21 protein-coding genes and 2 pseudogenes are annotated in these 26194 nt (G+C 67.3%); 6 read left to right on the top strand and 17 right to left on the bottom strand.

Going from position 1 to position 26194, the window contains the following annotated elements; genetic code table 11:
* The first annotated feature begins 113 nt into the window (after window positions 1–113).
* Both AB0H61_RS35935 and AB0H61_RS35930 read left to right on the top strand, forming a co-directional pair.
* Window positions 114–1454 (top strand): ABC transporter permease, encoded by a 1341-nt coding sequence (locus tag AB0H61_RS35935; protein WP_357312553.1) that lies wholly within the window; start codon window positions 114–116, stop codon window positions 1452–1454.
* A gap of 91 nt (window positions 1455–1545) precedes the next feature.
* On the top strand, window positions 1546–2556 hold the full coding sequence (locus AB0H61_RS35930; RefSeq protein WP_357312550.1) for an acyl-CoA dehydrogenase: 1011 nt from the start codon (window positions 1546–1548) through the stop codon (window positions 2554–2556).
* A 130-nt stretch (window positions 2557–2686) separates the two neighbouring features.
* Here AB0H61_RS35930 and AB0H61_RS35925 read toward each other — a convergent pair whose 3' ends face one another.
* From AB0H61_RS35925 to AB0H61_RS35915, 3 genes are all read right to left on the bottom strand, one after another.
* Complete coding sequence (locus tag AB0H61_RS35925; RefSeq protein ID WP_357312548.1) at window positions 2687–3082, bottom strand: sterol carrier family protein; 396 nt, start codon at window positions 3080–3082, stop codon at window positions 2687–2689.
* 106 nt (window positions 3083–3188) lie between these two features.
* Window positions 3189–3902 carry a CPBP family intramembrane glutamic endopeptidase gene (locus AB0H61_RS35920; RefSeq protein WP_357312545.1) on the bottom strand — a complete coding sequence of 238 codons (714 nt, stop codon included), beginning with the start codon at window positions 3900–3902 and terminating at the stop codon, window positions 3189–3191.
* A gap of 99 nt (window positions 3903–4001) precedes the next feature.
* A complete protein-coding gene (locus AB0H61_RS35915) occupies window positions 4002–5765 on the bottom strand; it encodes an alpha/beta hydrolase (RefSeq protein ID WP_357312599.1) in 1764 nt (587 codons plus the stop codon).
* A 198-nt stretch (window positions 5766–5963) separates the two neighbouring features.
* On the opposite strand from AB0H61_RS35915, the gene AB0H61_RS35910 reads away from it, so the two are divergent.
* Window positions 5964–6251, top strand: a complete 288-nt coding sequence (locus AB0H61_RS35910; RefSeq protein ID WP_357312544.1) for a YiaA/YiaB family inner membrane protein — start codon at window positions 5964–5966, stop codon at window positions 6249–6251.
* An 86-nt stretch (window positions 6252–6337) separates the two neighbouring features.
* On the opposite strand, the gene AB0H61_RS35905 is transcribed toward AB0H61_RS35910, so the two are convergent.
* The 4 genes and pseudogenes from AB0H61_RS35905 to purL form a co-directional block, all read right to left on the bottom strand.
* Window positions 6338–7243 carry an alpha/beta-hydrolase family protein gene (locus AB0H61_RS35905; RefSeq protein ID WP_357312541.1) on the bottom strand — a complete coding sequence of 302 codons (906 nt, stop codon included), beginning with the start codon at window positions 7241–7243 and terminating at the stop codon, window positions 6338–6340.
* Between the two features lie 103 nt (window positions 7244–7346).
* A pseudogene (locus AB0H61_RS35900) lies at window positions 7347–7685 on the bottom strand (alpha/beta-hydrolase N-terminal domain-containing protein); the annotation flags it as partial.
* Window positions 7665–7773 (bottom strand): annotated as a pseudogene (locus AB0H61_RS35895) (hypothetical protein); the annotation flags it as partial. The pseudogenes AB0H61_RS35900 and AB0H61_RS35895, both read right to left, overlap by 21 nt.
* 65 nt (window positions 7774–7838) lie before the next feature.
* Window positions 7839–10133 (bottom strand): phosphoribosylformylglycinamidine synthase subunit PurL, encoded by a 2295-nt coding sequence (gene purL / locus AB0H61_RS35890; protein ID WP_357312539.1) that lies wholly within the window; start codon window positions 10131–10133, stop codon window positions 7839–7841.
* A 414-nt stretch (window positions 10134–10547) separates the two neighbouring features.
* On the opposite strand from purL, the gene AB0H61_RS35885 reads away from it, so the two are divergent.
* Window positions 10548–11858, top strand: coding sequence for a glycosyltransferase 87 family protein (locus AB0H61_RS35885; RefSeq protein ID WP_357312536.1), 1311 nt, complete (start codon window positions 10548–10550; stop codon window positions 11856–11858).
* On the opposite strand, the gene AB0H61_RS35880 is transcribed toward AB0H61_RS35885, so the two are convergent.
* The 6 genes from AB0H61_RS35880 to AB0H61_RS35855 form a co-directional block, all read right to left on the bottom strand.
* On the bottom strand, window positions 11845–16128 hold the full coding sequence (locus tag AB0H61_RS35880) for an aminotransferase class I/II-fold pyridoxal phosphate-dependent enzyme (protein WP_357312533.1): 4284 nt from the start codon (window positions 16126–16128) through the stop codon (window positions 11845–11847). The two genes, AB0H61_RS35885 and AB0H61_RS35880, sit on opposite strands and share 14 nt — an antisense overlap.
* Window positions 16125–16391: an acyl carrier protein gene (locus AB0H61_RS35875; protein WP_357312530.1), complete on the bottom strand. Its 267-nt coding sequence runs from the start codon at window positions 16389–16391 to the stop codon at window positions 16125–16127. Before AB0H61_RS35875 ends, AB0H61_RS35880 begins: the two co-directional genes overlap by 4 nt.
* A 49-nt stretch (window positions 16392–16440) precedes the next feature.
* On the bottom strand, window positions 16441–18135 hold the full coding sequence (locus AB0H61_RS35870) for a fatty acyl-AMP ligase (RefSeq protein ID WP_357312528.1): 1695 nt from the start codon (window positions 18133–18135) through the stop codon (window positions 16441–16443).
* Window positions 18136–18291: 156 nt separating this feature from the next.
* Window positions 18292–19581, bottom strand: coding sequence for a M18 family aminopeptidase (locus tag AB0H61_RS35865; protein WP_357312525.1), 1290 nt, complete (start codon window positions 19579–19581; stop codon window positions 18292–18294).
* Window positions 19582–19591: 10 nt separating this feature from the next.
* Window positions 19592–19810: a hypothetical protein gene (locus AB0H61_RS35860; protein ID WP_357312523.1), complete on the bottom strand. Its 219-nt coding sequence runs from the start codon at window positions 19808–19810 to the stop codon at window positions 19592–19594.
* Between the two features lie 147 nt (window positions 19811–19957).
* Window positions 19958–20398 (bottom strand): MarR family transcriptional regulator, encoded by a 441-nt coding sequence (locus tag AB0H61_RS35855; protein ID WP_357312521.1) that lies wholly within the window; start codon window positions 20396–20398, stop codon window positions 19958–19960.
* 48 nt (window positions 20399–20446) lie between these two features.
* Between AB0H61_RS35855 and AB0H61_RS35850 the strand changes: the two genes are divergently transcribed.
* On the top strand, window positions 20447–21523 hold the full coding sequence (locus tag AB0H61_RS35850; protein WP_357312518.1) for a substrate-binding domain-containing protein: 1077 nt from the start codon (window positions 20447–20449) through the stop codon (window positions 21521–21523).
* Between the two features lie 224 nt (window positions 21524–21747).
* Here the strand turns inward: AB0H61_RS35850 and purQ are convergent, their stop codons facing one another.
* Together purQ and purS are read right to left on the bottom strand one after the other, a co-directional pair.
* A complete protein-coding gene (purQ, locus tag AB0H61_RS35845) occupies window positions 21748–22422 on the bottom strand; it encodes a phosphoribosylformylglycinamidine synthase subunit PurQ (protein WP_357312515.1) in 675 nt (224 codons plus the stop codon).
* Complete coding sequence (gene purS, locus AB0H61_RS35840; protein ID WP_357312513.1) at window positions 22419–22655, bottom strand: phosphoribosylformylglycinamidine synthase subunit PurS; 237 nt, start codon at window positions 22653–22655, stop codon at window positions 22419–22421. The genes purQ and purS overlap by 4 nt, the downstream gene beginning before the upstream one ends.
* Window positions 22656–22767: 112 nt before the next feature.
* On the opposite strand from purS, the gene AB0H61_RS35835 reads away from it, so the two are divergent.
* Complete coding sequence (locus tag AB0H61_RS35835) at window positions 22768–23412, top strand: MBL fold metallo-hydrolase (protein WP_357312510.1); 645 nt, start codon at window positions 22768–22770, stop codon at window positions 23410–23412.
* Window positions 23413–23468: 56 nt separating this feature from the next.
* Here AB0H61_RS35835 and AB0H61_RS35830 read toward each other — a convergent pair whose 3' ends face one another.
* Together AB0H61_RS35830 and AB0H61_RS35825 are read right to left on the bottom strand one after the other, a co-directional pair.
* A complete protein-coding gene (locus tag AB0H61_RS35830) occupies window positions 23469–25169 on the bottom strand; it encodes a hypothetical protein (RefSeq protein ID WP_357312507.1) in 1701 nt (566 codons plus the stop codon).
* 247 nt (window positions 25170–25416) lie between these two features.
* A complete protein-coding gene (locus AB0H61_RS35825; protein WP_357312504.1) occupies window positions 25417–26166 on the bottom strand; it encodes an HAD hydrolase-like protein in 750 nt (249 codons plus the stop codon).
* Between the last annotated feature and the right edge of the window lie 28 nt (window positions 26167–26194).

Raw genomic sequence — 26194 nt, 5'->3', positions numbered from 1 at the left:
AATAGTCATTCTACGGGTGGAACTCGACCGACGATCACCGCCACCGTCTTTGCGGAGCAATCGTCCGGCGAAGCTCCCTAACACGGGCCGGATCTGCTGTTACCGTCCGAAACGTGACGGCTACCGAGAGCGGAAGTACGGCAGGGGGCAACAACAACCGGTCCGAGCGTCGCTCCTGGGTCCGCGCGGTGCTGTCCCCGGTCGGTGTGCTGATCCTGCTGGCATCCCTGCTCGGCTTCATGTATCTGGCCTATGTCGTCGACCCGGAAGACAATCTGCACGACTTCCCGATCGCGTTGGTCGATCAGGATGTGGGTGACACCCTCGGCCCGCCAGGTCAGCAACAGCAGGTCAACTTCGGCAAGCAGGTGGCCGACGGCATCAGTCGAGCCGTGCCCGCGGACCGGATCGATCTGCGGGAACTGGGCATCAACGAGGCCCAGCTACAAATGCAGTCCGGCAAGGTGTACGGCGCGATCATCATCCCCAGCGATTTCTCCAAGCGGCTCGGCATACTCGGCGTGGCCAGCGTGGTCCCCGGAGATGTCGAGCGGCCGATCATCACGCTGCAGACCAACCCGCGCACCGGCGCCTTCGCCACCCAGATCGTCAATCGGATCGGCACCCAGATCTATCCACAGGTGAACGCGAAAATCGGCGAGCAGCTGACCGAGCAGGTGCGCGCCCAGCTGACACCGCAGCCCGGCGGTGCGCCCGCCCCCGAACTGACCGGTGCGACCCTGGTGACGCTGGAGAGTCCATTACACCTGGTCACCGAGGAGTTCCGCCCGCTACCCGACGGTACCGGGCAGGGACTGACCGCCTTCTTCTACGCGCTGCTGCTGCTCCTGGTCGGCGTGATCGGCTCGATGACCATCCACACCATGATCGACGCCGCGCTCGGATTCGTGCCGACGGAGTACGGCCCCTGGTACGTGCATTACCCGCCGACCCCGATCTCACGTTTCAAGACGCTGCTGATCAAGTGGGGGGTGATGCTGCTGGTGGCCAATATCGTGTCCGGGATCTTCATGATCATCGCCAATGCCCTCGGTATGCCGATCACCCAGCCGCTCGCGCTCTTCCTCTACGGTGCGTTCGCGATCCTCGCGGTGGGCATCACCGGGCTGTCGATATTGGCGGCGATCGGCTCGGCCGGTCTGCTGGTGAATCTGATCCTGTTCGTCATCCTCGGGCTGCCCTCCTCGGGCGGCACCGTGCCGATCGAGGCCACCCCGCAATACTTCGGCTGGCTGGCCCGATTCGAACCGATGCACCAGGTATTCCTCGGCATCCGTTCCATCCTCTACTTCGAGGCGAGGTTCAGCGCCGGACTCGGCCGGGCGGTGTGGATGACCGGCCTCGGCCTGACCATCGGCCTGGTGCTCGGCGCGGTGATCTCCCGCTACTACGACTACAAGGGGCTGCAGCGCGGCAGTACCGCGCGGGTCTGATCTCGCGATAGTGCCGCGCAGGTCCGATATCGCCGCTCCCGGATCGTTCGGCGGCGTGCGGCGAGGCCGGTCCATGACCCAAGATGGTGTCGTGAATTCGTGGATCGAGCGCGCGCAGCAGTTGTCCGACGAGGTATTCGCACCGCACGCCGATGCGGTCGATCGCACCGGCGTGATCCCCGCCCAGCATTTCGACCTACTCGCCGCCAACGGGTTCTACGGCGCCACCATGTCCGACGACCTCGATATCGCCACCTTCAGCGAGGTCGGGGAGATCCTGGTGGCCGGATGTCTGGCGACCACCTTCGTGTGGGCACAGCATCTCGGTGTGGCTCGGCGCATCGCCACATCACCGAATCATGAACTGCGCGAGAGCCTTACCGAGGATCTACGACACGGACGGGTGCGGTCGGGGGTGAGCTACGCGGGCGCCGATGATCGGGCGAGCCTGGTCGCGCACCGGGTGAACGGCGGCTATCTGCTGCACGGGAGCGCGCCGTTCGTCACCGGGTGGGGCCTGATCGATGTCATCGGCGTGATGGCCCGCGATGCCGACGATCCGCATTCATTGATCAGCGCGATGATTCCCGCATTGGACGGGCCCGCCGTCCGTTCCACCGCGCTGCCGCTCGCCGCCGCCGATGCGAGCCGCACCGTGAAGCTGACCTTCGACGGCCTGTTCGTCCCCGATTCCGCGGTGGACAACCGCATTTCGCTGCGCAGCTTCCACGCGTCGTTCATTCTCGCCGCCTGGCGCAACGGATCACTGTCGCTGGGTGTGGTGCGCCGGGTCCGCACCGAACTCACCCGGCTCGGCCTCGACGCCACCGCGCTGGCCGCCGAATCCGCCCGCGTCCGAACCGAACTCGACGACTCGCTGTCTGGGCAATCCGACATCTATCTCGCCCGGGCCCACGCCTCGGAACTGGCCGTGCGCGCCGCCTCGACCCTGGTCGCGGCCATCGGCAGCGGCGCCGCCCAGCGCGGCGGCATCGCCGACCGCACCCTGCGCGAAGCCGGATTCACCCTGGTATTCGGCTCCCGCCCCCCGATCCGCACCGCCCTGCTGGACCTCCTCGCGGGCCCGATCCCGGCCCGATAGCCCCCGGCGAATTGCTCGGTGAGCGCGGTGCGCACCGATCCGAGGCTGGAGAGGATGCCGGCGCCGGCCGGACATGAGTGATCGGCGACGGTGGTCGGCGGCCCCGCCCGGACCACCCGCGCGACTGGGTTCAGTCGGTCGTCGGACGTGCCACCGGCAGCCAGTGCGCGACCTCGCCCGCCCGGCTGCCCGATGCCGATACCGCGCCGGAGTGCACAGCCGCGTCGAAGTCCAGCAGCCCGGTGGCCAGCAACAGCCAGGTACGCGGGTCGGTCTCCACCACATTGGGCGGTGTACCCCTGGTGTGCCGCGGCCCCTCGATACATTGCACCGCGACGAACGGCGGCACCCGCACCTCCACCGAATGTCCGGGCGCGGCTGCCGCCACCGTGCGCGCCGTCGCGCGGACCGCCGCGGCCAGTTCGGTCCGTCCGGGCGGGCCCGAACTGTCGTCGAGCAGCCAGCCACTCACCGCCGCCACGGCCACGCGCACCTCGGCCGGATCCACACTCCCACGTCGCCCCACTCCCCCGACACTACCCACTCGGGTGCACGGCGGTGCCTCACAGACATTCGATACGCCTCACAGGGGTTGCAGGGTCTGTGAGCGGTAGGGACCCTCTGTGGGTCGCTCATGCGGAGTGGGGTGGACGGGGGAGGGAGCGGGCTAGGCGGGGGGCGAGGGCGCCGCCCGCGTTGAGGGCGAAGTGGAACAGTGCGGGGGCGGTGGCGCTTGTGGCGCGGCGGCCGAGCCTGCCGAGGACCAGGCCGCCGAAGCCGGTGGCGATGACGGTTGTGGCGATATCGTCGCCCGCGGCGCGGGCGGGCCGGATATGCCACAGGCCGAAGATCGCGGCGCCGAGTGCGGATCCGAGCCGAGGGCCGAAAGCGTTGTCCAGCAAGGGATCCAAGGTGGCGCGGAAAATCAGTTCCTCGCTGTAGACGGTGCCGACAGGGATATGTACCGCAACCCATTCGGCCGTCGCGACCCCCGGACCGCGATCGGCGAATCCACTCAGCCTCGCCCGCACCGCCGGAATCGCCAGGGCGGCGCCGTAACCGGAGAGTACGACCGCACCCGAGGCGAGTCCGCAAGTCAGACCACGAGAGGACCACCAGTTCGGCCTCCCGCGCAACGCCACCGCGTACCCGGTCGCGAACACGGCATTGGCGACGGTCCGCCCGCGCAGACCCCGCCCGGAGCGAGGCAGCAGCCAATTGCTCCAGATCAAGGGAATGGCAACGGCAGCACCGACTTTCGGTAGTTCACGCATCACCACACCACCGCGCCATTCGGTCGCGCAAGCGGCATTGGCGGCGGTCCGGCCGCGCAGGGCAGCGGCCAATTGCTCCAGATCAAGGGAATGACGACGGCAGCACCGACTTTCGGCAGTTCACGCATCACGACACCGGAATTCGGCGCGATGACCCCGTCGGCATGCGGCTCACTTGGTGGCCCGTTCGAAATCCTCGGCGACCTCCAGTTGGAACCGAATGCGCTCGGCCAGTTCGGGATTCCATCCGGGTGGCTGTGTGACGGCGGCCCAGCCGTCGAGGACCAGGCTGCCGTAGCGATGCCCGTGTCCATCGGAAACGCCCTGGGCGTTGGTGAGATCGGCGGCCACCTGCCAGAAGGTGACGAACGGCCACCAGCGCATCTGCGAGGAGACGTCCGAGCCGCGCGGTTCGGACAGCCAATCCGGTTGCGAGAAGATCAGATCGGGCGACCACCAGACGATCGGATCGGAGGCGTGCTGCAGGTAGGCGATGCGCGGCGCCCACCACTCGGGGCCCGGCCCCGCGAAATCGGCGCCGTCGGCGGCGAAACGGACCACCAGACCGTCCGCGTATACGGGCTCGATCTCGGGGGATCCCGGATCGCGTCGTGAAACGAATTGCTCCCACAGCCGATTCGAATTCGGCGGGCCGACCCACAGCGCGCCGTCCACCTTCGCGCGCAGGTCGGTAAGCCCGTCGAAGGCCGCCTCCGAGCCCTGCGAGCCCAGGCTCTCGCCGTAGACGAACAGTTTCGGCCGCTCCTCCTCCGGCCGCGCCGATACGCGCTGGTACACCGCGTCGAACAGCTCCTGCCCCGCGGTCGCCACCTTGCCGCGGTCACCGAGGAACGACAGCACACTGGGCAGATAGGAATACTGCGAGGCCACGATCGCGGTGTCGCCGCCGAACATGTACTCGATCGCTCCGGCCGCCATCGAATTCACCCAGCCGGTACCCGTCGTGGTCACCACCACGAGAACCTTCCGGTCGAAGGCGCGGGTGCGCTCCAATTCGGCCACCGCCAAATCGGCCGAGGTGACGCCGTCGGTCGCCGACTCGAGGCCCACATAGGCCCGAATCGGCTCGCGGGCGGGTTTACCGGTGACCGCCGCGATACGGGAGGCGCTCGGTCCGTGCGATACGAACCAGCGGCCCTCGAAGCCGAGCGATTCCCATTTCGCCAGCGACTCCGGGCTGCCCGAACGTTCCGGCTGCTGCGGCTGCACGGCATTCGGCGAGGTGTGATCGTTGCGTGCGCTGAACGCCGAGTTGGCGACCGCGAAGAAGGCGCGCGAGGCGACGCCGTTGAACAGCGTCACGGTGAGCACCACGAGTACCAGGATGCCCGCCATCGGCGCGAGTTCCCGCGGCACCCGCACCCAGCGATTGAGCTGACGAGCCAGGAACAGCACGATCTCGCGGACCGTGCGGTAGACCGCGACCACCGCGGCGCCGACCGACACACTGAGCAGCCCCGTCCGCAGATAGGCGGCCGTATCGGTGCCCTCCATCCCCATGAGCGCGGTGATCTCGCGCTGCCATCGCGCCGACTGCACCAACATCAGGGCGGCACTCAGCGCGGAGGTCAACAGGATCGCGGATTTCACGGCGTAGCGCACCCAGATGGGCGGCGCGCCGAGCTTGATCCTCGGCCGGATCCACCTCCGGAATGCCCATTCCAGCAGGCAGCCGAGACCGTAGCCGAGCGCGGCATTGACACCGCTGATCAGCCCCTGGAACAACCAGTCCCGCGGCACCAGCGACGGCGTCACCGAGAGCGCGAAGAATATGGTCGCGAGGACCAACCCGACGTAGTTCAGGTCGATGACATCCTCGACGCGCCGCACCGCCACGATGCTGCGTGCACGCAGCTTCGTGAGCGTGTTGGCGGTCTCGAGCACTCGAACAGTATGGCGCGCGGCTACAGACATCGGGCGCGATGCATCGACTGCCACGCGGTGACCTCGAGGCAGATCACACCGCGCACGGCCGGTCAGCGGGCCGATCGGCCCGCGGTTACGCCGACCGCACCGGCCGCGACGGCACCTACCCGTGCATGACAACTACCCAGATCCCTCGAGTAGTTTCACGCGGTCGATAGCGCCACCGAATCAGCAGACTCGATATCCATGAGCACACCCAACGCACAGCCGAGATCCACCTCGGCCTATGTCGCGCAGGCCGCGATCGCGTTCGGCGTCAGCTTTTTCGGGGCGGGCGTCGGAGTCTTCTATCTCCCACTGGACGTGTGGCAGCGCGGATTTCTCGCGATGGCCCTGCTATTCCTGGTGACCAGTACCTTCACTCTGGCGAAGGTGGTCCGCGACCGGCACGAGGCCGCCTCCATCCACGGCCGCATTGATCAGGCCCGCATGGAAAAACTGATGGCCGAACACGATCCGTTCAAGACCATCTGACCGCGTGTCCGGGCGGGTTCGGCATACGAGGGGTCCGAACCCACCCGGACGCGCCCATCGGCAACGCCCACCCGGGTGGGCGTTCGCTACTCGAGCAGGCGTTCGCGCGCCAAGGACTCGGTGATGTACGCGCGGGCCTTCTCGGCCAGTTCGGCGGACCAGTCCGGCGGTTCGGCGATCGCGACCCAGGCATCGAGCACCAGCGAGCCGTAATTGTGCCCGTGCCCGTCGCTGACCTTCTGTGCGAACGGGAGGTCGGCGGCGACCTGCCAGAACGTGACGATCGGGTACCAGGCCATGCGCGAGGAGACATCGGGTCCGCGCGGTTCGCACAGCCAGTCCGGTTCGCTGAACAGCAGATCCGGCGACCACCAGACCACCGGATCCGAGGCGTGCTGGAGGTAGACCACACGCGTGTTGAGCCAGGTGTCTCCGGGTTTCCACAGATCGCCTCGGTCGTCGGCGAAGCGCACCGCCAGACCGTCGGCGTAGGTGGGCAGGATCTCGGGTGAGCCGGGATCGCGGCGGGTGACGAATTCGCCCCAGATCCGGTTCGAGTTGGGCGGGCCGACCCACAGCACCCCGTCGGTCCTGGCCCGGATGTCGGCGAGCCCGGAGAAGGCGCCCTCGGAGCCCTGCGACCCGAGGCTCTCGCCGTAGACGAGCAGTTTGGGCCGGTTCTCCTTCGGACGCACCGACCAGTGCTCGTAAACCTTGTCGAACAGCAGCCGACCGGCCTGTGTCGCCTTCTCCCTGTCGGACAGGAACGAGAGCACGCTCGGCAGATATGAGTACTGGGTGGCGACGATCGCGCTGTCACCGCCATACATCAGCTCGATCGACTCGGCGCTGGAGGAGTCGACCCACCCGGTGCCGGTGGTGGTGACGACGACGAGCACCTTGCGCTCGAACGCATGGGTGCGCTCCAGTTCGGCGACGGCCAGCTCGGCCTGCGCGTCCGGGCCGTCTGCGGACTCCAGCCCGCTGTACACCCGAATCGGTTCGCGCGCGGGTCTCGCTGATCGCGGCGGCATCCGGCCCGTAGGAGACGAACCAGCGACCCTCCGACCCCAGGGTGTCCCAGGGCGCCAACGATTCCGGGCTACCCGAACGGTCGGGCGATTGCGGCTGCACGGCATTCGGCGAGGTATTGCTGTTGCGCACGCTGAAGGCCGAATTCGCCGCGGTGAAAAAGGCTTTGGCGAGTACGCCATTGAAGAGCAGGATCGCCAGGATGGCGACGATCGCGGTCTCGAGCGCGGCGGGCAGCCAGCTCGGCCGTTTCGCCAGCGCCTCGGTGACCCTGGCGGGCAGTGACCTTACGCTCCAGGTAGGGCCGTAGCCAGCGGCGGTACATCCACTCCAGCAGACAGCCGACGCCGTATCCGATGGCCGCGTTGATACCGCCGAGCAACCCTTCGAACAGCCAATCACGCGGCAGCAGTGAGGGAGTCAGCGACCGGGAGAAGAAGACCGTCGCGACGATCAGGCCGACATAGTTCGGATGGAAGAAACGCTCCACGGCGCCGACGATGTCGCCGGCGCCGCCGCGTATGCGGTCCAGGACTTCCCGAGCCCCGGACGGACTCAAACCGTACCGGCCCCGAACAACTTCGGCAGCGTGCCCTCGTAGGCGGTACGCAGCTCGTCCAACGGGACCGAGAACTGACCCTGCACCTCGACCGAATCCGAGCCCTGGTCGACCACGCCGATGCGCACCCACGGCAGCCCGCGGGCATCGCACATCTTGGTGAACCGGGTCTCCTCTGTGCGCGGCACCGCGACGAGCACGCGGCCCGCCGACTCGGAGAACAGCGCGACGAACGGGTCGGCGCCCTCCGGAAGCAGGATGCGGCAACCGGTTTCGCCCGCCAGCGCGGCCTCCACCACGGTCTGCGCCAGACCGCCCTCGGACAGGTCGTGGGCGGCGCTGATCATGCCGTCGCGCGAACCCGCGGTCAGCACCTCGGCGAGCAGCTGCTCGCGGGCGAAGTCGACCACGGGCGGCATTCCGCCGAGGTGATCGTGGGCGACCTGCGCCCAGATGGACCCGCCGAATTCGTCCCGGGTGTCGCCGAGCAGGATCAGCGTCTCGCCCGGCTCCAGACCGAGGCCCGTCGGGATGCGCCGGTGCACATCGTCGATGACGCCGAGTACGCCGACCACCGGGGTCGGCAGGATGGCGTCCTGGCCGGTCTGGTTGTAGAAGCTCACGTTACCGCCGGTGACCGGAATACCAAGGGCCACACAGCCATCCGCCAGGCCGCGCACGGCCTGCTGGAACTGCCACATCACACCCGGATCCTCGGGGGAACCGAAGTTGAGGCAGTTGGTCACGGCCTTCGGGGTCGCGCCGGTGGTGGCGACATTGCGGAAGGCCTCGGCCAGCGCCAGCTGCGCGCCGGTGTACGGGTCGAGTTTGGTGTAGCGGCCCGAAGCGTCGGTCGCGAGCGCGATACCGCGGCCGGTCTCCTCATCGATGCGGATCACACCGGCGTCGGCGTGCTCGGCGAGCACGGTGTTGCCGCGCACGTAGCGGTCATACTGCTCGGTGATCCATTTGCGGCTGCACAGCTGCGGGCTGGAGATCATCTGGAGCAGGGTGGCGCGCAGTTCGTCCGCGGTCTTCGGGCGCGACAGCTTGTCCGGGGTGTCGGCGATGAGCGCGTCCTGCTCGTCCGGGCGCTGCACCGGGCGCTCGTAGACCGGGCCCTCATGCGCGACGGTGCGCGGCGGCACATCCACCACGGTCTCGCCGTGCCAGGTCACCACCAGGCGTTCGCCATCGGTGACCTCGCCGATCACCGTGGCCAGCACATCCCACTTCTTGCAGACCGCCATGAACGCGTCCACGTTCTCCGGCGTGACCACCGCGCACATCCGCTCCTGCGATTCGCTGGAGAGGATTTCGGCCGGGGTCATATTGGCCGCGCGCAGCGGCACCTTCGTCAGGTCGATACGCATGCCGCCGTCGCCGGCCGCCGCGAGTTCGGAGGTGGCACAGGACAGCCCGGCCCCGCCGAGGTCCTGGATGCCGACGACCAGCTTCGCCGCGTACAGCTCGAGACAGCACTCGATGAGCACCTTCTCGGTGAACGGGTCGCCGACCTGCACGCTGGGCAGCTTCTTGCGACCGGAGCCGGACTCGTCGCCGGAGAAGGTGTCCGAGGCGAGTACCGAGACGCCGCCGATTCCGTCCAGACCGGTGCGAGCGCCGAACAGGATGATCTTGTTGCCGGTACCGGAGGCGAAGGCCAGATGCAGATCCTCCACCCGCATCACACCCGCGCACAGCGCGTTCACCAGCGGATTGCCCTGGTAGGAGGCATCGAAGACGGTTTCGCCGCCGATATTCGGCAGGCCGAGCGAATTGCCGTAGCCGCCGACGCCGCGCACCACACCGTCGACCACACGCCGGGTGTCGGCCGCGTCCGCCGCGCCGAAGCGCAGCTGGTCCATCACCGCGATGGGCCGCGCGCCCATGGCCATGATGTCGCGCACGATGCCGCCGACACCGGTGGCCGCACCCTGGTAGGGCTCGACGTAGGACGGATGGTTGTGGCTCTCCACCTTGAAGGTGACCGCCCAGCCGTCGCCGACGTCGACGACGCCCGCGTTCTCACCGATACCCGCGAGCATGGAGGCCCGCATCTCCTCGGTGGTGGTCTGGCCGAAGTAGCGCAGGTGCACCTTCGAAGACTTGTAGGAGCAGTGCTCACTCCACATCACCGAGTACATGGCCAGCTCGGCATCCGTCGGCCTGCGGCCGAGGATTTCCTTGATGCGGGCGTACTCGTCGTCCTTGAGGCCCAGCTCTTTGTACGGTTGCGGGGCATCGGGGGTTGCTGCGGCTGCGCTGACGGTGTCGACCTGCGGAGTCACGGAGTACCAGGTTCCTTTCGGCCGGGCCTTTGGGGGTCGGCAAGCCGGCGGAGCCGGCGGGGTGGGGCGAACACGGGTCGGCAAGCCGGCGGAGCCGGCGGGGGTGGGCAAACTCAGCGAAGCGACGAGCGTTGTCACTGGGTTGCGGCGAGATGCCTCGCAGTCAGTCTAGATGGGGGATGTGTACGCCACGCACCTGAGTGCCCCAGCGGCGCCGGACATGACGGCAGGCGATCATCCATGGGCCGGACACCGGTGTCCGGCACGGTCGCTGAGCCGTTGCTCTCTCACCTCGACCATGCCGCGTCGCCGCTCCGATCCGCCTGTCAACAGGCGATATTCGAATACCGATCACTCGGTTGCGGTACCGGCCCGGACGCGGGGGCGCTCGCACGCCCCGGATACGCTGTCCGCGTGACGGAAAGAGCGGGGGTTGCGAACTCGGCGGAGCAGCCGATTCCCACGGATGAGGTGAGCTCCGGCGTCGCGACATCCGACTCGCCGACACGGACTCCGATCCCACAGCACCGGGTGCGCTGGTTGCTCGCGGCCATCGGGCTCTTCGCGATATCGGTGCTCGTCGCGCTGCTGGTGCACTGGTGGAACGGCTATATCGACCTGCTGGTCTATCGCAACGGCGCCCAGGTCTGGCTGGACGGCGGCGAGCTCTACGGGCCGATGCCGCCGGTTCTCGGCATCGGGCTGCCCTTCACCTATCCCCCGCTGGCCGCGCTGTTCTTCGCACCGCTCGCGCTGATGCCGCTGCATCTGGCCGAGGTGCTGGTAGTCGCGACCAATGTGGTGAGCCTCGGCATCACCCTCTGGCTGGTGCTGGCTCGCATCCGCCCCGGGCTGGACCGGCTCACCACCCTGACCCTGGTGATCGCCGCGCTCGGGTTCGCCAATTTCCTCGAGCCGGTGCGCCAGACCTTCGGCTTCGGCCAGATCAATCTGGTGCTGATGGCGGCCATTTCGCTGGATTGTCTGGTGCGCAAGCCGTTCTGGCCGCGCGGCATGCTGATCGGCATCGCGGTCTCGGTGAAGCTGATCCCGGCCGGGTATCTGCTCTATTTCCTGCTGCGCAAGGACTGGAAGGCGGCGGGCACCCTGGTGGTCTCCGCGATCGGCGCGGTCGGCCTCGGTTTCCTGCTGTTCCCGCGCGATTCGGTCGAATACTGGTTCCATACACTGGCCGATACCGGGCGCATCGGCCCGCCCTACTTCGCGGGTAACCAGTCCATCAAGGGCATGGCCTTCCGCCTCGGCGTCTCCGACTCTCTCGCGACGCTGATCTGGATCACGCTGTCGCTGGTCGCGGTGACATTGGCCGCGATCTGGATGCACCGCCTCATCGAGGCGGGCGCGACCGTGGCGGCGTTGCTGGTCAATGCCGCGGCGGTGCTGCTGGTCTCGCCGGTTTCGTGGTCGCACCACTGGGTCTGGGTCGCACCCGCCCTGGTGGTCGCCGCCGACTCGATCGTGCGCGGCCGCCGCAATCCCTGGTATCTCGGCGCCGTCGGCGCACTCACCGTCCTGTTCCTGATCGGGCCCCAGTGGCTGCTGCCGCACTCCCGCGATTTCGAATTGGACTGGGCGTGGTGGCAGCAGCTCATCGGCAGCAGCTACGTCATCGCGACGTTCGCGGTCCTCGTCGCCGCGGTCGCGACATACCACCCCGCGATCGCCGAGGCCGGGAAAGACGACGCCATCGTCACTGATCGGTGAGCATCGCGAGTTCCTCGGCGAGGATCTTGACGGTGTCGCGAATCTGATCCTCGGTGTGGCAGGCGGTGACGAAGAACCTCAGCCGCGCAAGATCTTCCGGAACCGCCGGGTACAGAATCGGGTTGACGTTGATTCCTCGGCTCAGCAGGGCGTTGGACAGTTTCAACGTCTTCAGCGAATCGCCGACGATGCACGGAATGACGGGGGTGTCGTGGCTGTCACCGGTGTCGATTCCGGCATCACGGGCCAGCTGGAGGAATAGCCGCGAGTTGTGCCGCAGGCGTTCGAGCGGCGTCGGGTCCTCCCGCAGTTCTCGCATCGCGGCCACCGAAGCGGCGGCATTCATCGGCGTCATGCCGACGCTGTAGACGAATCCGGGCGTCGTGTACTTCAGGAAACGGATCAGCTCCGCGCTGCCCGCCACATAACCACCGCAGCCGGCGAGCGCCTTCGACATCGTGCCGGACCACAATTCGACATCGCGTCGATCGACGTCGAAGTACTCTCCGATTCCGCCGCCGTGCGCGCCGAGCACGCCGATGCTGTGCGCCTCGTCGATCATCAACAGCGCCTTGTGCTTCTTCTTGATCTCGATGATCGCGGGCAGATCCGGGATATCACCGTCCTGGCTGTAGACGCCCTCGATGAGGATGAGGACCCGGCGGTACCGGTGCCGGATCTCGTCGAGCAGCCCGTCGAGTGCTGCGTGATCGTTGTGCGGGAACGGCCTTCGAGTCGCACCCGACAGCTTGCATCCCTGCAGGATGCTGTCGTGCGCCAGGCTGTCGTGGATCACGAGATCCTGCGGTCCGACGATATGCCCGATGATCGTGACATTGGTGGAGTGGCCGCCGACGAGCGCGATCGCGTCTTCGGTACCGAGCAGCGCGGCGAGTTCGGCCTCCAATTCGCGGTGCACCGGCTTCTCGCCGGAGAGTACGCGGCTGGCCGAGCACGAACTGCCGTAGCGGGCCACGGCGTCCTGGACCTCGGCGACGACCGCCGGATGGCCGGACAGGCCCAGATAGTTGTAGCTGGAGAAGTTGACCACCGGCGTTCCGTCGATCACCGACGTGTCCCGGGTGACACCGTCGTTGACGAGGAAGTACGGGTTGGAAAGGCCGAGCGCCGCGGCGCCGGAGAGCCGATCGGCGATCGCTCGCACTTCGGCGAAATCGGAGATCCGGTACTCCGGTTCGATGGTCGCGGGCTCGGATTCGGGTGCGACGGCGCTGGACACGATGGGTGTGTCGATGCCGGGCGCGGCGGGTGTACCGACGCCGGGCGTACCACTGAAATGGCCGGTGGCATAGGCGATGACGTCGCCCATGGTCGTCTGCGCCGTGAGCCGGGTCGGGTCGATGGTCAAGCCCGGGAGCTTACGGATGAGCCCGGCATACAGATCGGTCAGCATGAGCGAATCGAATCCGAGGTCCTCGCCGAGGGTTTGGGCGTTCCGGAGCCGGTCGGTCGGGAATCCGCTCACCCTGGCGAATTCCGCCCGGACCACACCGGCGACCGCGTCCGGGGCCGTGGTGGTCCGCGCAGCGACCGGCGACGACACGGCGACCGGCGACGGCGCGGCCACCCCGGTGGGCGCCGCCATCATATTCGCCAATACGGCGTTCTGTTCCCGGAAGAGGGCGATCAACTGATCCATGGTGGTTTCCTCGTGGGGCGCGGAAGGCGTGGTGAGCGTGGGCGGTTCTACCCAGAACCGGTGTTCGGTCGAGAAGTCATAGACCGGGAGGCGACGGCGGATCCGCTGGTGCGGTTCATAGAGTTGATCCCAGTCGAGGTCGAGCCCGTCGCGGTAGAGCGCGGCGAGAGTCTCGGCGAGTTCGCCGCCGGTCGCATCGGGGCCGGGACTCGGTGCCAGACACCGGGTGACGAGTTCGGGCCGCATACGGCTGACCATCGCGGTGAGCGCCCGACGGGGGCCGACCTCGACGACGTGCGTCGGGTCGGTGCCGAGGGCGGCCGCCAGGGCGTCGCCGAAAAGGACAGTGGCACCGATATGTTCGGTCCAGTACGCCGCATCCATCGGCTCATCCGCGTCGAGCAACCGGCCGCGTAGTGTGGAGTAGATCGGCAGGCCGGGTGCACGGTAGGTGCATTCGCGGGCGATGGCCTCGAACTCCGCCAGCATCGGCGTCATCAGCGGGCTGTGGAACGCATGGGATACGGTGAGCGACCGCGTGCCGAGGGAGCGCGGGCCGAGGGTGGCCCGAATACGCGCGATCGCGTCGCCCGCACCCGAGAGCACGAGATCCCCGGGACCGTTGACGGCGGCGATCGCGACGGTCGGCTCATCGGCGAGTAGGTCGGCGACCTGTGCCGTGGCGGCCCGTACCGCGAGCATCGCGCCGCCCGCGGGCAAACCCTGCATCAGGCGGCCGCGCGCGACAACCAACCGGCACACATCGTCCAGGTCGAGGACTCCGGCCACCGCGGCGGCCGCGAATTCGCCGATGCTGTGCCCGATCAGCCAGGCGGGCCGGACCCCCGCATCGGCGAGTGACCGGGCCAGTGCGTATTCCATCGCGAAGATCGCCGGTTGGGCGAGCCCGGTGGGGTCGACATCGGTGTGCGCATCGAGCAGCAGATCGCGCACGGAGCGGCCGAGGTGCGCCGTCATGGTGTCATCGACCGCATCGAGGGCTCGCCGGAACAACGGGCTCTGCGCGGCCAAAGCCCGTGCCATCCCGGCGAATTGGGAACCCTGGCCGGGAAAGATCCAGCCGACGCCGAGCGGTCCGGCGACACCGGATTCGGCGCCTTCCCGCAGGCGTGCGATCGCATCGTCGCGATCGGCCGCGACGAGAGCCAATCGGCTGCGCCCCGTCGACTTGACGCGGTTGCTCGTCCAGCAGAGCTGCGCGAACTGATCGCGAGGCATCGACTCCAGCGCAGTCGCCAACCGAAGTGCGTTGCGCCGCAGCCCTTCCTCGTTATCCGATGACACGGTGAGCACACCGCCCCCGATTGCCGGCGGTGTCTCGGTGGCGGGCGCGCTGGCCAGCACGATGTGGGCGTTGGTACCGCCGATGCCGAAGCTGCTGACGCCACCGTGCGCGGGTCCGTCGAGCGGCATCGGTTCGGCCAGCAGCCGCAGACCGTGCTGCTCCATCCGCAGGCGCGGATTCTCCTGATCGGCGAACCGCGACGGCGGAACGACACCGTGGTGCAGGCTCAGCGCGACCTTGATGAGGCCCGCGACGCCCGCCGCACCCTCGGTGTGGCCGAGATTGCCCTTGATGGAACCGATTCCACAGGGTCGCACCCGGTTCTTCGCGTGCAAGTGGCCGAGCGCCTTGACCTCGATCATGTCGCCGAGCACCGTTCCGGTGCCGTGCGCCTCGATGAAGTCGAGCTCCTCGGCGCGGACCCCGGCCTGCTCGTACGCCTCTCCGATCACCTGCTGCTGGGCGAATCGGTTCGGCGCGGTGATGCCGTTGCTGCGCCCGTCGGAATTGACCGCGCTGCCCTTGATCACCGCATAGATGGGCAGGCCCTCGGCCTGTGCGTCGGCCAGTCGGCGGAGCACGAGCACGGCGACACCTTCGCCGCGCACGATGCCATCGGCATTGCCGCTGAACGGTTTACAGCGCGCATCCGGCGCGGAGAGTCCGGCCTGGGTGTAGAAGACACCCACCGCCGGGGTCAGCACGAGATTCACCCCACCGGCAACCGCCTGGTCGCATTCACCGGAAGCCAGTGCGGCACAAGCGAGATGGATTGCGACCAGCGAAGAAGAGCAGGCCGTATCGACCGCGAGGCTCGGGCCCTTCAGATCGAACTGGTAGGACAGCCGGTTGGCGGTCATGAAGTATCCGTTGCCGGAACCGTGCTGCGGCGTGATCGCGGCGTAGTCGCTCATCTGGAGATTCGCCCACTCGTTGGCCATCACCCCGACGAAAACCCCGGTCCGCGAACCGGACTGGCTCCGGGGGTCGAGCGTGGCATCCTCGAAGGCCCGCCATGTGGCCTGCAACAGCAATCGCTGCTGCGGATCCATCGCCTCCGCCTCACGCGGCGTGATACCGAAGAACTCGAGGTCGAACGCGTCCGCGTCGTCGATGAATCCACCGCTGCGGGTATTGATCGTGCCGGGCGCACCGGCCGGGTCATGGAAGTCGTCGGCATTCCAGCGGCTCGCCGGAACCTCCGAAATCACCTCTCGCCCGTCGATCAGCAGCTGCCACAGTGCGGCGGGATCGGATGCCTGCGGGAATCGGCAGTCGAGGCCGACAATGGCTATGTCGGTCATGCCGCAGCGGCGAATTCGTCGGCGAGGAAGGTGGCGATGCGGGCGATAGTCGGATAGTCGAAGACCAGGGTCGGGTCGATATCGAGCGACCATCGGTCCTCGATCTCACCGCACAGGTTCACCGCCGATACGGAATCGATTCCGAGCTCGGACAGCGGGGTCGCCGGATCCACTTGATGCGGTGCGCGCTCGGTGTAGTCGGCGACGCGCTGCACGAGCCATCCCTCGATCGTCTTCGGGGAGGTGGTGTGCGCGTTGAACATAGTCGGACTCCTCGGTCGGGCCGGGTCGGGTCAGGTCGGGTCAGGTCGGTCAGATGGCGAGTGACCGGCTCAGCGCCGGTTCGAGATCCTCGTGCAGGACACCGTCGATGCGATGGTCGAGGAATGCCGCCCGCATCGAGCTGCGCTGTACCTTGCCGCTGGTGGTGCGATGCACCGAACGGGGCTCTACCAGAACGACATTCGGTGCGGGCACATCGAATCCCCTGGCGACCGCGACCTTGATCGCGGAGGCAAGTTCGGCGAAGGTGGTGTCACCTTGCAGCGCCGTCTTGACTCCCTGCACCACGACCAGCCGCTCCCGGCCTCCCGCGTCGACGGATACGGCGACACCTGTACCGCCGAGCGCCGGATGCAGCTCTCGCACCAGTTCCTCGATGTCCTGGGGGTAGAGGTTGCGGCCGTTGACGATCATCAGATCCTTGCGTCGGCCCGCGACGAACACCTCGCCGTCGGACAGCAGACCGAGATCACCCGTGCGCAGGAACGGCCCCTCGGTCCCGATATGCGCGTCGAAGGTTTCGCGCGTCTCCTCCGGCCGATTCCAATAACCGGCCGCGACGCTCCCGCCCCGAATCCAGATCTCGCCGACGGCGCGCTCCGGCATCGGCCGCCCGGTCTGCGGGTCGACGATGCGGATATCCATACCGCGGGCCGGGCGTCCGCAGCCGACCAGCCGGCCGGAGCGTCCGGCGTCGAGGTAGCTGGGTTTCGCGCCGATCGCGCCCACACTGGCCATCAGCGTCGCCTCCGCCAGCCCGTAGCCGGGCATGAATACCGTCGGCCGCAAACCCGCGGGCGCGAACCGCTCCAGCACCATCTCGATGGTGGCTTCGCGTACCGGTTCGGCGCCGGTCATGGCGCTCACGAGGGTGCTGAGATCGAGTTCGGCCAGTTGCTCGTCGGTCACCCGCCGCGCGATCAGGTCGTAGGCGAAATTCGGTGCCGCGGTGATGGTCGCCCGGTACTTGTCGATGGCCTGTAGCCAGCGCACCGGGCGCTTGAGGAAGGCCGTCGGCGCCATGAACACCAGGTTCCCTCCGTTGTAGATCGCACCGAGCAGCAAGCCGATCAGTCCCATGTCGTGGAATTGCGGGATCCAGCTGACGCCCGTCATGGCATCGTCCACCCCGACCGCCGAAATGGCGGCCTCGTTGTGCATGAGATTGCCGTGCGTGATGACAACGCCCTTCGGGGCGCCGGTCGATCCCGATGTGTATTGCAGAAACGCGATCGTCCCCGAGTCGATGTCGGGCATCCGCCACGCGTCCGGATCGCCGAGCGGACCTTCGGTCGCGATGACGACGGCATCGGTGGCCGCCGCGACGAACGGTTGGAAATCGGCGGTCGTGAGCACCAATCGGGCGCCGGAATCCGCGATCACACCCGCTACCCGCTCGGTGCTGCGCTCGTCGTGGGGCACGGGCGCGGGGACAGCGACGACACCGGCGTACAGGCACCCCAGAAACGCCCGCAGGAAGGCCATGCCGTCGAGGTAGAGAAGCAGGACGGGCTGTGCTGATTCCGGTCGGTCCGCCAGCCACGCGGCGATGGCCCTGGCGTCGCGGTCCAGTTCGCGATAGGTGACGATCTCCTCGACGAGTTCGCGTCCCACTTCACGTAGGTAGGTATATGACCTGGTATCTCCGTATTCGGAAACTTGCCGCCTGACGTGGTGAACGTAACTCGGCTGCACTTCGTACTTCCTTTGCGAGGAGATCGTCATAGTGGACAGCTATGACGATCCGTTCTCCGCGCGCCGGAAAATAGGAACCTCAGGGGTGGTGCGCCCGCACCCTCGGGTGAGAGACCGATCGATCCTGAAACGCCGGACGTGGTGGACGTCGCCCCGCGAAGGGTGGTTCGACCGACCCGGCCGGGCCTATACGGCCGGGGTGAGGAAGGCGGCCAGGGCGGCGGCGTAGGCGGGGACGTCCGCGGCGCCCATCATTTCGCGGGCCGAGTGCATCGCCAGCTGGGCGGCGCCGACATCCACGGTGGACATGCCGGTGCGGGCCGCGGTCATCGGTCCGATGGTGGAGCCGCACGGCAGATCGGCGCGGTGCACATAGCGCTGCAACGACACTCCGGCCTGGGCGCAGGCCAGCGCGAAGGCCCCGGCGCCTGCCGCGTCGGTGGCGTATCGGAGATTCTGGTTGACCTTCAGTACCGGGCCACCGTTGACCTCGATGCGGTGCGCGGGCTCGTGCCGGTCCGGATAGTTGGGGTGCGTGGCATGGGCCATATCGCCGGAGGCGCAGACGGAGCCGGACAGCGCCGCGAGATATTCGGCTCGACCGCCGCCGCGGGCGAGCACGATACGTTCGAGAACCGTTGGCAGCAGATCGGATTGCGCGCCGCGGTCGGACTGGCTGCCGACCTCCTCGTGGTCGAACATGGCCAGCACCGGAATCGCCGCGCCCGGTTCGGCGACGGCGGCGAGGAAGGCGCGCAGCCCGGCGTAGCAGGTGCCCTGATTGTCCAGGCGCGGCGCGCTGACCAGGTCGAGATCCCGGCCGACCAGCCGGCTCGGGGTCAGATCGTGGGTCATCAACTCCCACCCGAGCACCTCGCGCGGATCCACCTCCGCCCGCTCGGCGACGAACTCCAGGAAGGAGCGCGGTTCGCTGCCCAGACCCCACACCCCGTTCACGTGCCGCTGCGGGTCCAGGGTGACGCCGCGACGGTCCTCGGAAAGGTGGATGGCCAGCTGCGGCACCCGCAGGATCGGCTCGTCGATGCGAACCAGCTTGTCCCGCACCATATTTCCGTCGCGCACACTGAGTCGGCCCGAGATGCCGAGTTCCCGGTCCAGCCAGGAGTTCAGCCATGCGCCGCCATAGGGTTCCAGTCCGACGAGCTGCCAGCCCGCGACGGCGAGGTCGGGGTGCTGTTTGACCCGCAGATTCGGGCTGTCGGTATGCGCGCCGACCACCCGGAATGGCGCGGAGGCCGCGGCGTCCGCGCTCGCCCAGGCCACCAGCGAACCGCCGCGGACCACATAGTGCCTGCCCGGTCCGTCCGACGGCCACGGCTCGGATTCGGACAGCGGGGTGAAGCCCTGCGCGTCCAACTCCTGTGCGACCGTGCGGCACACGTGGAACGGCGACGGTGACGCATCGATGAAGGCGCACAGCCCAGCGGCGGTGGCGGCAGTAGTCGAAACCGGCATGGTGCCGATCCTAGGCAGACGCGGCGGCAGGCCTCGGCAGCACCACGAGATCCATCCCGCGATGGCCCATCGCGCGGCCGCCGGGCAGTTGTCCGATCCGGTTGCGGTTCACCGGCGCTTCGGCGCGAGTGCGCAATCCGGACATTGCGTAATCAACGACCACAATGTCGACCGCACCGGAGTTCGAAACAACCGCTCGGTAGCAGATCTTCGCTACCGACGATCCCATCGAGTCAATTCCTTTCGGAAATGGAACCGGAGGGCTGTATTACGTAGACCAGCCGCCGAAAATCGGACGTACACGGCAATTCGCCAACTCGATTCGCCGGACGGATCATCTCCGGTGATTACCCCGGCACCCGCCGTTGGCGAACAACTACTCCGCGTACTCCGCGGGCGCGGCGACGAGATCGAGCAGCCGCATCAGCTCGGCATATTTGCGGACCCCCATCCGCGCCTGTAATGCCTGCTCCACCCGGGTTTCTTCGGCTCGGACCGCCGCGACGAGGTCCGCGCCCAGATTGCTCAGCCCGATCAGGATCCGGCGCCGATCCTCCTCCGCGGCTACCCGGAATATCAGGCCGCGCTCGGCGAGATAGTCGGCATGCCTGGTCGCCGACGACGGCGGCAACTGCGATCGGGTGGCCAATTCGCTCATGGTCACCCCAACTTCGGTGGACAAATTGCATAACATTGTCCACTGGTCGGCCGACAGTTGCCTAGCGCACAATGCGGCGTCGAGGTGACGCAGCCAGCGGCGCTCCGCGGCTCGCAGCGCGCCATGCAGCGTCGAATATCCGCTTACAATGGTCGTCATAATTTCCCGCCCGCCATGAATTCGCTCGAACGAGAAGAAGAGTACCGAATGCCCGCGTTCGGCGAGAGCCCAGACGGCACCCTCGAGATCCTCAACATCGTCCCGCGGCAGGGCCCCGGGGGCATTGTGGCGCCATCCTGCGATGCCGCGATCGCCCTGGCGGTTCACGAAATCAACAGCGGTACAGGAATTCTCGGGCACGAAATACGCACGACGAATATCGATGGCGGACGGCCGCCCGCGGAGGTCGCCCGCGAGGTCGCCGCGCTGCTCGCCACCGGAATGGTGCACGCGATCACCGGCTGGCATACCTCCGCGGTGCGCAGGGCGGTGGCCAGGGCCAATGCCGGCCGGGTGCCGTACCTGTTCGCCACCGGACACGAAGGCTTCGACGACGAACTGCCCGGCGTGCTGATGCTCGGTGAACATCCCGCGGGCCACACCCTGCCCGCCGTGCACTGGTTGCAACGCGAACACGGCGTGCGCCGCTGGGCCGTCATCGGCAACGACTACATCTGGCCGCGGGAGACCGCCAAGGCCGTGCGCCGCAGCCTGGCCGACCCGGAAGCCATTGTGCTGGAACAGTTCGTGCCGCTGGGCAGTAGGAGTTTCACGCCCTTCCTCACCGACCCGGCGCTGGATCGGGCGGACGGCGTCATCATCCTGATGGTCGGCGCCGACGTATCCCGGTTCAACCGCCAATTCGCCGCGACCGGGCGCGCGGACACCCAGATCCGGATCAGCCCCGCCGCCGATGAGAACGTGCTGCTCGCCGGCGGGCCCGCGGCCAACCACAACCTGTATGTACCATCCAGTTTCTTCCTGAACGAGCGGCTCACCGACGGGCTCGATCGCAAGGCCCGCTACCGGCGCCTGCACGGCAGGTTCGCGCCCGCGCTCACCAGCTTCAGCAACGCCACCTACGACGGCCTGCACACCCTGCGCGGCCTGGTCGAGACCGTGGGATCGCTGGAGGTGCCGCGTATCCACCGCGCGCTGATGGACGGCGTGCGGTTCGAAACCCCGGGCGGGCAACGAGGATTCCGCGGCAACCAGGCGATCCAGCCCGGCTATATCGCCCGCGCCGACGGCATCGATTTCGACATCATCGACCGCATGCTGTGATATTTGGCAGCGCCTGCGGCGCTGCGTGTTCGCGGCCCCGGGAAGTCTCGCGTCCGAGCGGCCGAGACTCGTGCCTGCGGCACATGCGCTTCGGCCAGTCGGACGCGAGACGGGCCGCGAACGGTCGCTCGCAGGACTCGCTCCGTTGGGGTTGCGTGGGGGGAGAAGCTTGAAGCTGCCTCGCTGCCGATCGAGATCGGCCGAGGTCGCGGCTGCCCTACCTGCTACGCCGAGACCAGGGTGTCCAGGACCGAGAGGAACAAGCCCATACCGTCGTCACTCGGACCGGTCAGCGGTTCGGTGGCGTGCTCGGGATGCGGCATCAGACCGACGACCCGGCCGTTGGCCGAGGCGATGCCCGCGATACCGCGCTGTGAGCCGTTCGGGTTCTCCCCCGCATAGCGGAAGACCACCCGGCCCTCACCCTCGAGCTCGTCGAGCACCTCGGTCGAGGCCTGGTAGCGGCCCTCGCCGGACTTCAACGGAATCAGGATCTGGGCGCCGGGCTCGTAGCGCGAGGTCCAGGCGGTATCGACCGACTCGACCTTCAGCCACTCGTCACGGCAGATGAAGTGCAAACCCTCGTTGCGGGTCAGCGCGCCGGGCAGCAGGCCCGCCTCGCACAGCACCTGGAAACCATTGCAGATGCCGAGTACCGGCAGACCCTGGCGGGCGCCCTCGACGACCTTGCCCATCACCGGCGCGAACCGGGCGATGGCGCCCGCGCGCAGGTAGTCACCGTAGGAGAAGCCACCGGGCACGACGACCGCGTCGACCTGCTTGAGATCGGCGTCGGCATGCCACAGGCTCACCGCCTCGGCGCCGGCCCGGCGCACCGCGCGGGCCGCGTCGACATCGTCGAGCGTGCCCGGGAAGGTGATGACTCCGATCCGGGTCATGAGACGCGGACCACCTTCCACTCCTCGATGACGGTGTTGGCCAGCAGCGCCTCGGCGATCTGCTCGAGCTCGGCGTCGCTGACGCTGTCATCCACGTCGAGTTCGAATCGCTTGCCTTGCCGCACATCCGAAATTCCGGCGAATCCCAGACGCGGGAGCGCGCCGACAATGGCCTGACCCTGCGGATCCAGGATCTCGGCCTTCGGCATCACCTCGACCACGACTCGTGCCACGCGTTGCTCCTCAGGTGGTATCGGGGGTTACCTGGGCAGCCTAGTTCCCGGCATTGTCCGAGTGCCGTGCGGGGTCGGGTGAAAGTCGGCATGGCGCCAATAGCATGAACCCATGCGAATAGCCCATTTCGGCCACTCCTGCATCCTCGTCGAGCTGCACGGCAAGAAGGTGCTGTTCGATCCGGGCAGTTTCTCGCACGGCTTCGAGGGCATCACCGGCCTCGACGCGATCGCGGTGACCCACCAGCACCCCGACCATATCGATCCGATGCGGATCGAAGCCCTGATCGACGCCAACCCCGGCGCCCGGCTCTTCTCCGATCCGCAGACCGCCGCCCAGCGCGGTGAACCCTGGGAGGCGGTACACGCGGGAAATGTGATCCGGTTCGACGAGCTCCAGATCACCGGTGGCGGCGGCAGACATGCGGTGATCCACCCGGAAATCCCCGTGATCGATAACACCGTCTTCCAGCTCGGCACCCCGGACGATCCGGCCCAGCTGGTCCACCCCGGCGACTCCCTGTGGGTGCCGCCGGTACCCGTCGGCGTGCTCGCCATCCCGGCCGCGGCGCCCTGGATGCGCATCAGCGAGGCCGTCGACTACCTCCGGGCGGTGAATCCGCGCACCGCCTTCCCCATCCACTTCGGCATCATCCAGCCGGAAGCGCGGGGTATCTACTTCGGGCGCCTCTCCGAAATGGGCCCCGCCGGAACCGAATTCACCGTCCTCACGCCCGAGGACTACCGCGACTTCTGACCTGCGATCCGCGACGCCGCTCGCCCGGCCGGAACATTTCGGCCGGGCGGGCGGTGTTACCGCGCGATAACTGTGCGGTCGGCGGGGTAGACGGCCGGTATATGCGGATGACTTCGCCGCGGCATATCGGACACCGGCCCACCCGTCTCCCGCAATACGGCCAGTACCTTCGCGAGCCGATCGAATCCGTTCAGTCGCGCGGCCGCCCACAGGGCGAGTTCGAGGAAGGCGTCGGTGCTCTCCAACGAATACCTCCGAATGTAGGTCTGCGGCATATGGCGCGCGTACCACCAGCGCCGGCAGGCCTCCCTGGCACTGCGCGCGAGGACCGTCCGCAACAATCCCTCCGCGTCTTCGACGGGACCCCACCAGGTTTCATATGCCCGCATTCCGTCGGCATCCGGAGCCAGCGGACCCAGCCCACTCATCTCGAAGAACAAGATATGCGCCACATCGTCCCACGGTGTGACGTACCGGCCCGCGGATTCGAAATCGATATCGACCACACAGCGCATGATTTCCGAACGCAGCGCGCCGGTTTCGAGTCGGACCAGCCGGTGGCCGAGTTCCGCCGCCGATTCGTCCGTCACCCAGATGCGGTTCTTCAGATGCGCGTCCCGGAACGACACCGTGCAGCTCGATTCCAGCAGCACCCCGAGTTCCCGGTAGTCGTCGACCGCGTTCGAGATATCCGAACCCGATACCGGGCCGCCCGTCAAGCCGCGCAACGCGACATCGCCCTGATCGGCATAGGGATATCTGGTCCGGGACAGGTCGGCGGATACCGAATCCGCGACGGCGCGAAATTCCGACAGGCTCTTGACGGAATCGTCGACGATCTCACCGAGAATTCGTGAAGCGGCCGGGGCCATGCCGTCGTTCTGCCCGAGATAGTTCAGCGTATAGGCCAGTTCGAACAGCGAGACGCCGGCCGCTGCCTCCATAGACACCGGTGCTAGATGCGATACCAGCGCGGCCGTACCCGAATAGCGTGCGTTCGCCCCGCCGACCGGACGAAAATGATGTGTCCGCGTACGGATATCGGGGGCGGCGGTGACCCACACCAACTCCGCCGCGTTTTCACCGTCGCCGGCGCACCATTTGCTGAAGACCTTGCTCCCCGATGCCACCGCTGCGGCGTCCTCGTGCCCATCGCGCCCTGCTTCCAGCACCGCATTGCCCTTGTACAGACTCGGCCACCGCGGCAGCCGATCCGATTCGACCGGCGATGTCAACCAGGCTGTATCGCCATGTGTTTCGATGACCCGCCACAGTCCGGCGAAGGCGCCGAGCACGGGCCGATGTTCCTCGAACGTCAAGAATGCCGATTTCGAGAATTCGACGGTGGTGGCCGCCGGGTCGGCGTCCGGCGCCAATACCAATGCCGCATCCGTCCCTATCATGACGAAGTCCGCCAGTATTTCGAGACGATGCAAACCGACCGATATCCGATGCTCGTAGTCCGGAACCTGGGCACGAATACCGGCCACCGTACGGAGGATTCGGCGCCGTGCGATCCACGCGTTCCACGACTCGCCGCCCACCGCATCGATCCACCGCAGGAAGGCGGAAGCTTCGGGGTCCGGACACAACACACGCACCGAGGGAATCCGCGGATCCGCGGCACACGCTTTCACCAATTCCGGAGCGAGTGATACCAGGGTCCCCGCACAGGCGATACGCACGGGGGAGCCGTGTTCCGAGGCGATCGAGCGAATCTCGTCGACGCGATGCCGTAAATCCCCACTGTCACGCATGTCGCTCCGAACTGAGTATTCGGCGCCGCAGCACGATGGTGCCGTACCGATCGGTCGCCTACAACCGAGGTCGTTCCCCCGCTCCGGTGAAATTCCCTACCTTGCAGCCTCTTCGACAGTTGCTGGACGACGGCTCGGCAATACGGCTTCGGAGTGAGCGGATTCATTCTAACCCGGACAGCCGATCGCACACTACGATAGGAGAACCCGCCGCATACGAAAGTGATTGCCCCGCAACCTCATCCCATCACCTGTGGCGAAGATCGCGCAGCATCAGAATGAAACCCTCGGTGTCGTCCAGACTTTCGATCGCGCAATCGGCCCCCGCGCGGAGCAGGGTTTCGACACTGCTGGCGCCCGAGGCGACCGCGATGATCTTGGCCCCGCCGACCCGAGCGGCCTCCACATCCTTCGGGGTATCGCCGACCAGAATGGTCGAACGCGCGTCGAATGTCTTGCCGTACTTGCTATCCACCCGTTGTCGGGCCACCTCGACCAGCTCCCACCGGGCCATGCCCTCGGAACCGTACGCGCCGACGGACAGATCCAGCCAGGCGTCCAGTCCGAATGCCGCGAGCTTGGTGGTGGCATTTCGTCGCACATTCCCGGTCAACACGGACTGGACAATCGTGGGGAAATCCGCGAGTGCGCACAACGCCCGCCGGGCGCCCGGCAAGGCGGCACCGCGCCGGGAGAGGTCTATCCGCTTCTGCGCCAACGTCTTCACCAGCACTTCCTCGATCTCCGTTGGTGTCCCCACGTGATCTGCGCAGATGAAGTTCTTGTGGAAGAGGTCCTTCATGATCTCGAACTCGGTGCGGCCCGCGGTATCCGCGACGACCCGCGAGGACCGTCCGGTCAACGTCTCGAAGGCAAGCGAATACACTTCCCTGCTCACACCGGCCGTGCTCAAGAGCGTTTTGTCGATATCCCAGAGCAGTAGCGTTTCGGGAATCTCCGCCACCAGCTTCATATGTGGCGCCCGGACTCGGTTCACGGCTCTCACCCCTTCATGTTCACGGTAC

Source organism: Nocardia sp. NPDC050710, from assembly GCF_040654375.1.
Classification (GTDB): Bacteria; Actinomycetota; Actinomycetes; order Mycobacteriales; family Mycobacteriaceae; genus Nocardia.
The sequence above is the reverse complement of the archived record's forward strand: the minus strand, read 5'-3'. Positions and strand labels throughout refer to the sequence as shown.

Coding starts and splice junctions, on each gene's coding strand:
- AB0H61_RS35915 (WP_357312599.1), bottom strand. CDS start 5,765: ATGTCTGTAGCCGCGCGCCATACTGTTCGAGTGCTCGAGACCGCCAAC.
- AB0H61_RS35910 (WP_357312544.1), top strand. CDS start 5,964: ATGAGCACACCCAACGCACAGCCGAGATCCACCTCGGCCTATGTCGCG.
- AB0H61_RS35880 (WP_357312533.1), bottom strand. CDS start 16,128: ATGACCGACATAGCCATTGTCGGCCTCGACTGCCGATTCCCGCAGGCA.
- AB0H61_RS35875 (WP_357312530.1), bottom strand. CDS start 16,391: ATGTTCAACGCGCACACCACCTCCCCGAAGACGATCGAGGGATGGCTC.
- AB0H61_RS35870 (WP_357312528.1), bottom strand. CDS start 18,135: ATGACGATCTCCTCGCAAAGGAAGTACGAAGTGCAGCCGAGTTACGTT.
- AB0H61_RS35865 (WP_357312525.1), bottom strand. CDS start 19,581: ATGCCGGTTTCGACTACTGCCGCCACCGCCGCTGGGCTGTGCGCCTTC.
- AB0H61_RS35860 (WP_357312523.1), bottom strand. CDS start 19,810: ATGGGATCGTCGGTAGCGAAGATCTGCTACCGAGCGGTTGTTTCGAAC.
- AB0H61_RS35855 (WP_357312521.1), bottom strand. CDS start 20,398: ATGACGACCATTGTAAGCGGATATTCGACGCTGCATGGCGCGCTGCGA.
- AB0H61_RS35850 (WP_357312518.1), top strand. CDS start 20,447: ATGCCCGCGTTCGGCGAGAGCCCAGACGGCACCCTCGAGATCCTCAAC.
- purQ (WP_357312515.1), bottom strand. CDS start 22,422: ATGACCCGGATCGGAGTCATCACCTTCCCGGGCACGCTCGACGATGTC.
- AB0H61_RS35835 (WP_357312510.1), top strand. CDS start 22,768: ATGCGAATAGCCCATTTCGGCCACTCCTGCATCCTCGTCGAGCTGCAC.
- AB0H61_RS35830 (WP_357312507.1), bottom strand. CDS start 25,169: ATGCGTGACAGTGGGGATTTACGGCATCGCGTCGACGAGATTCGCTCG.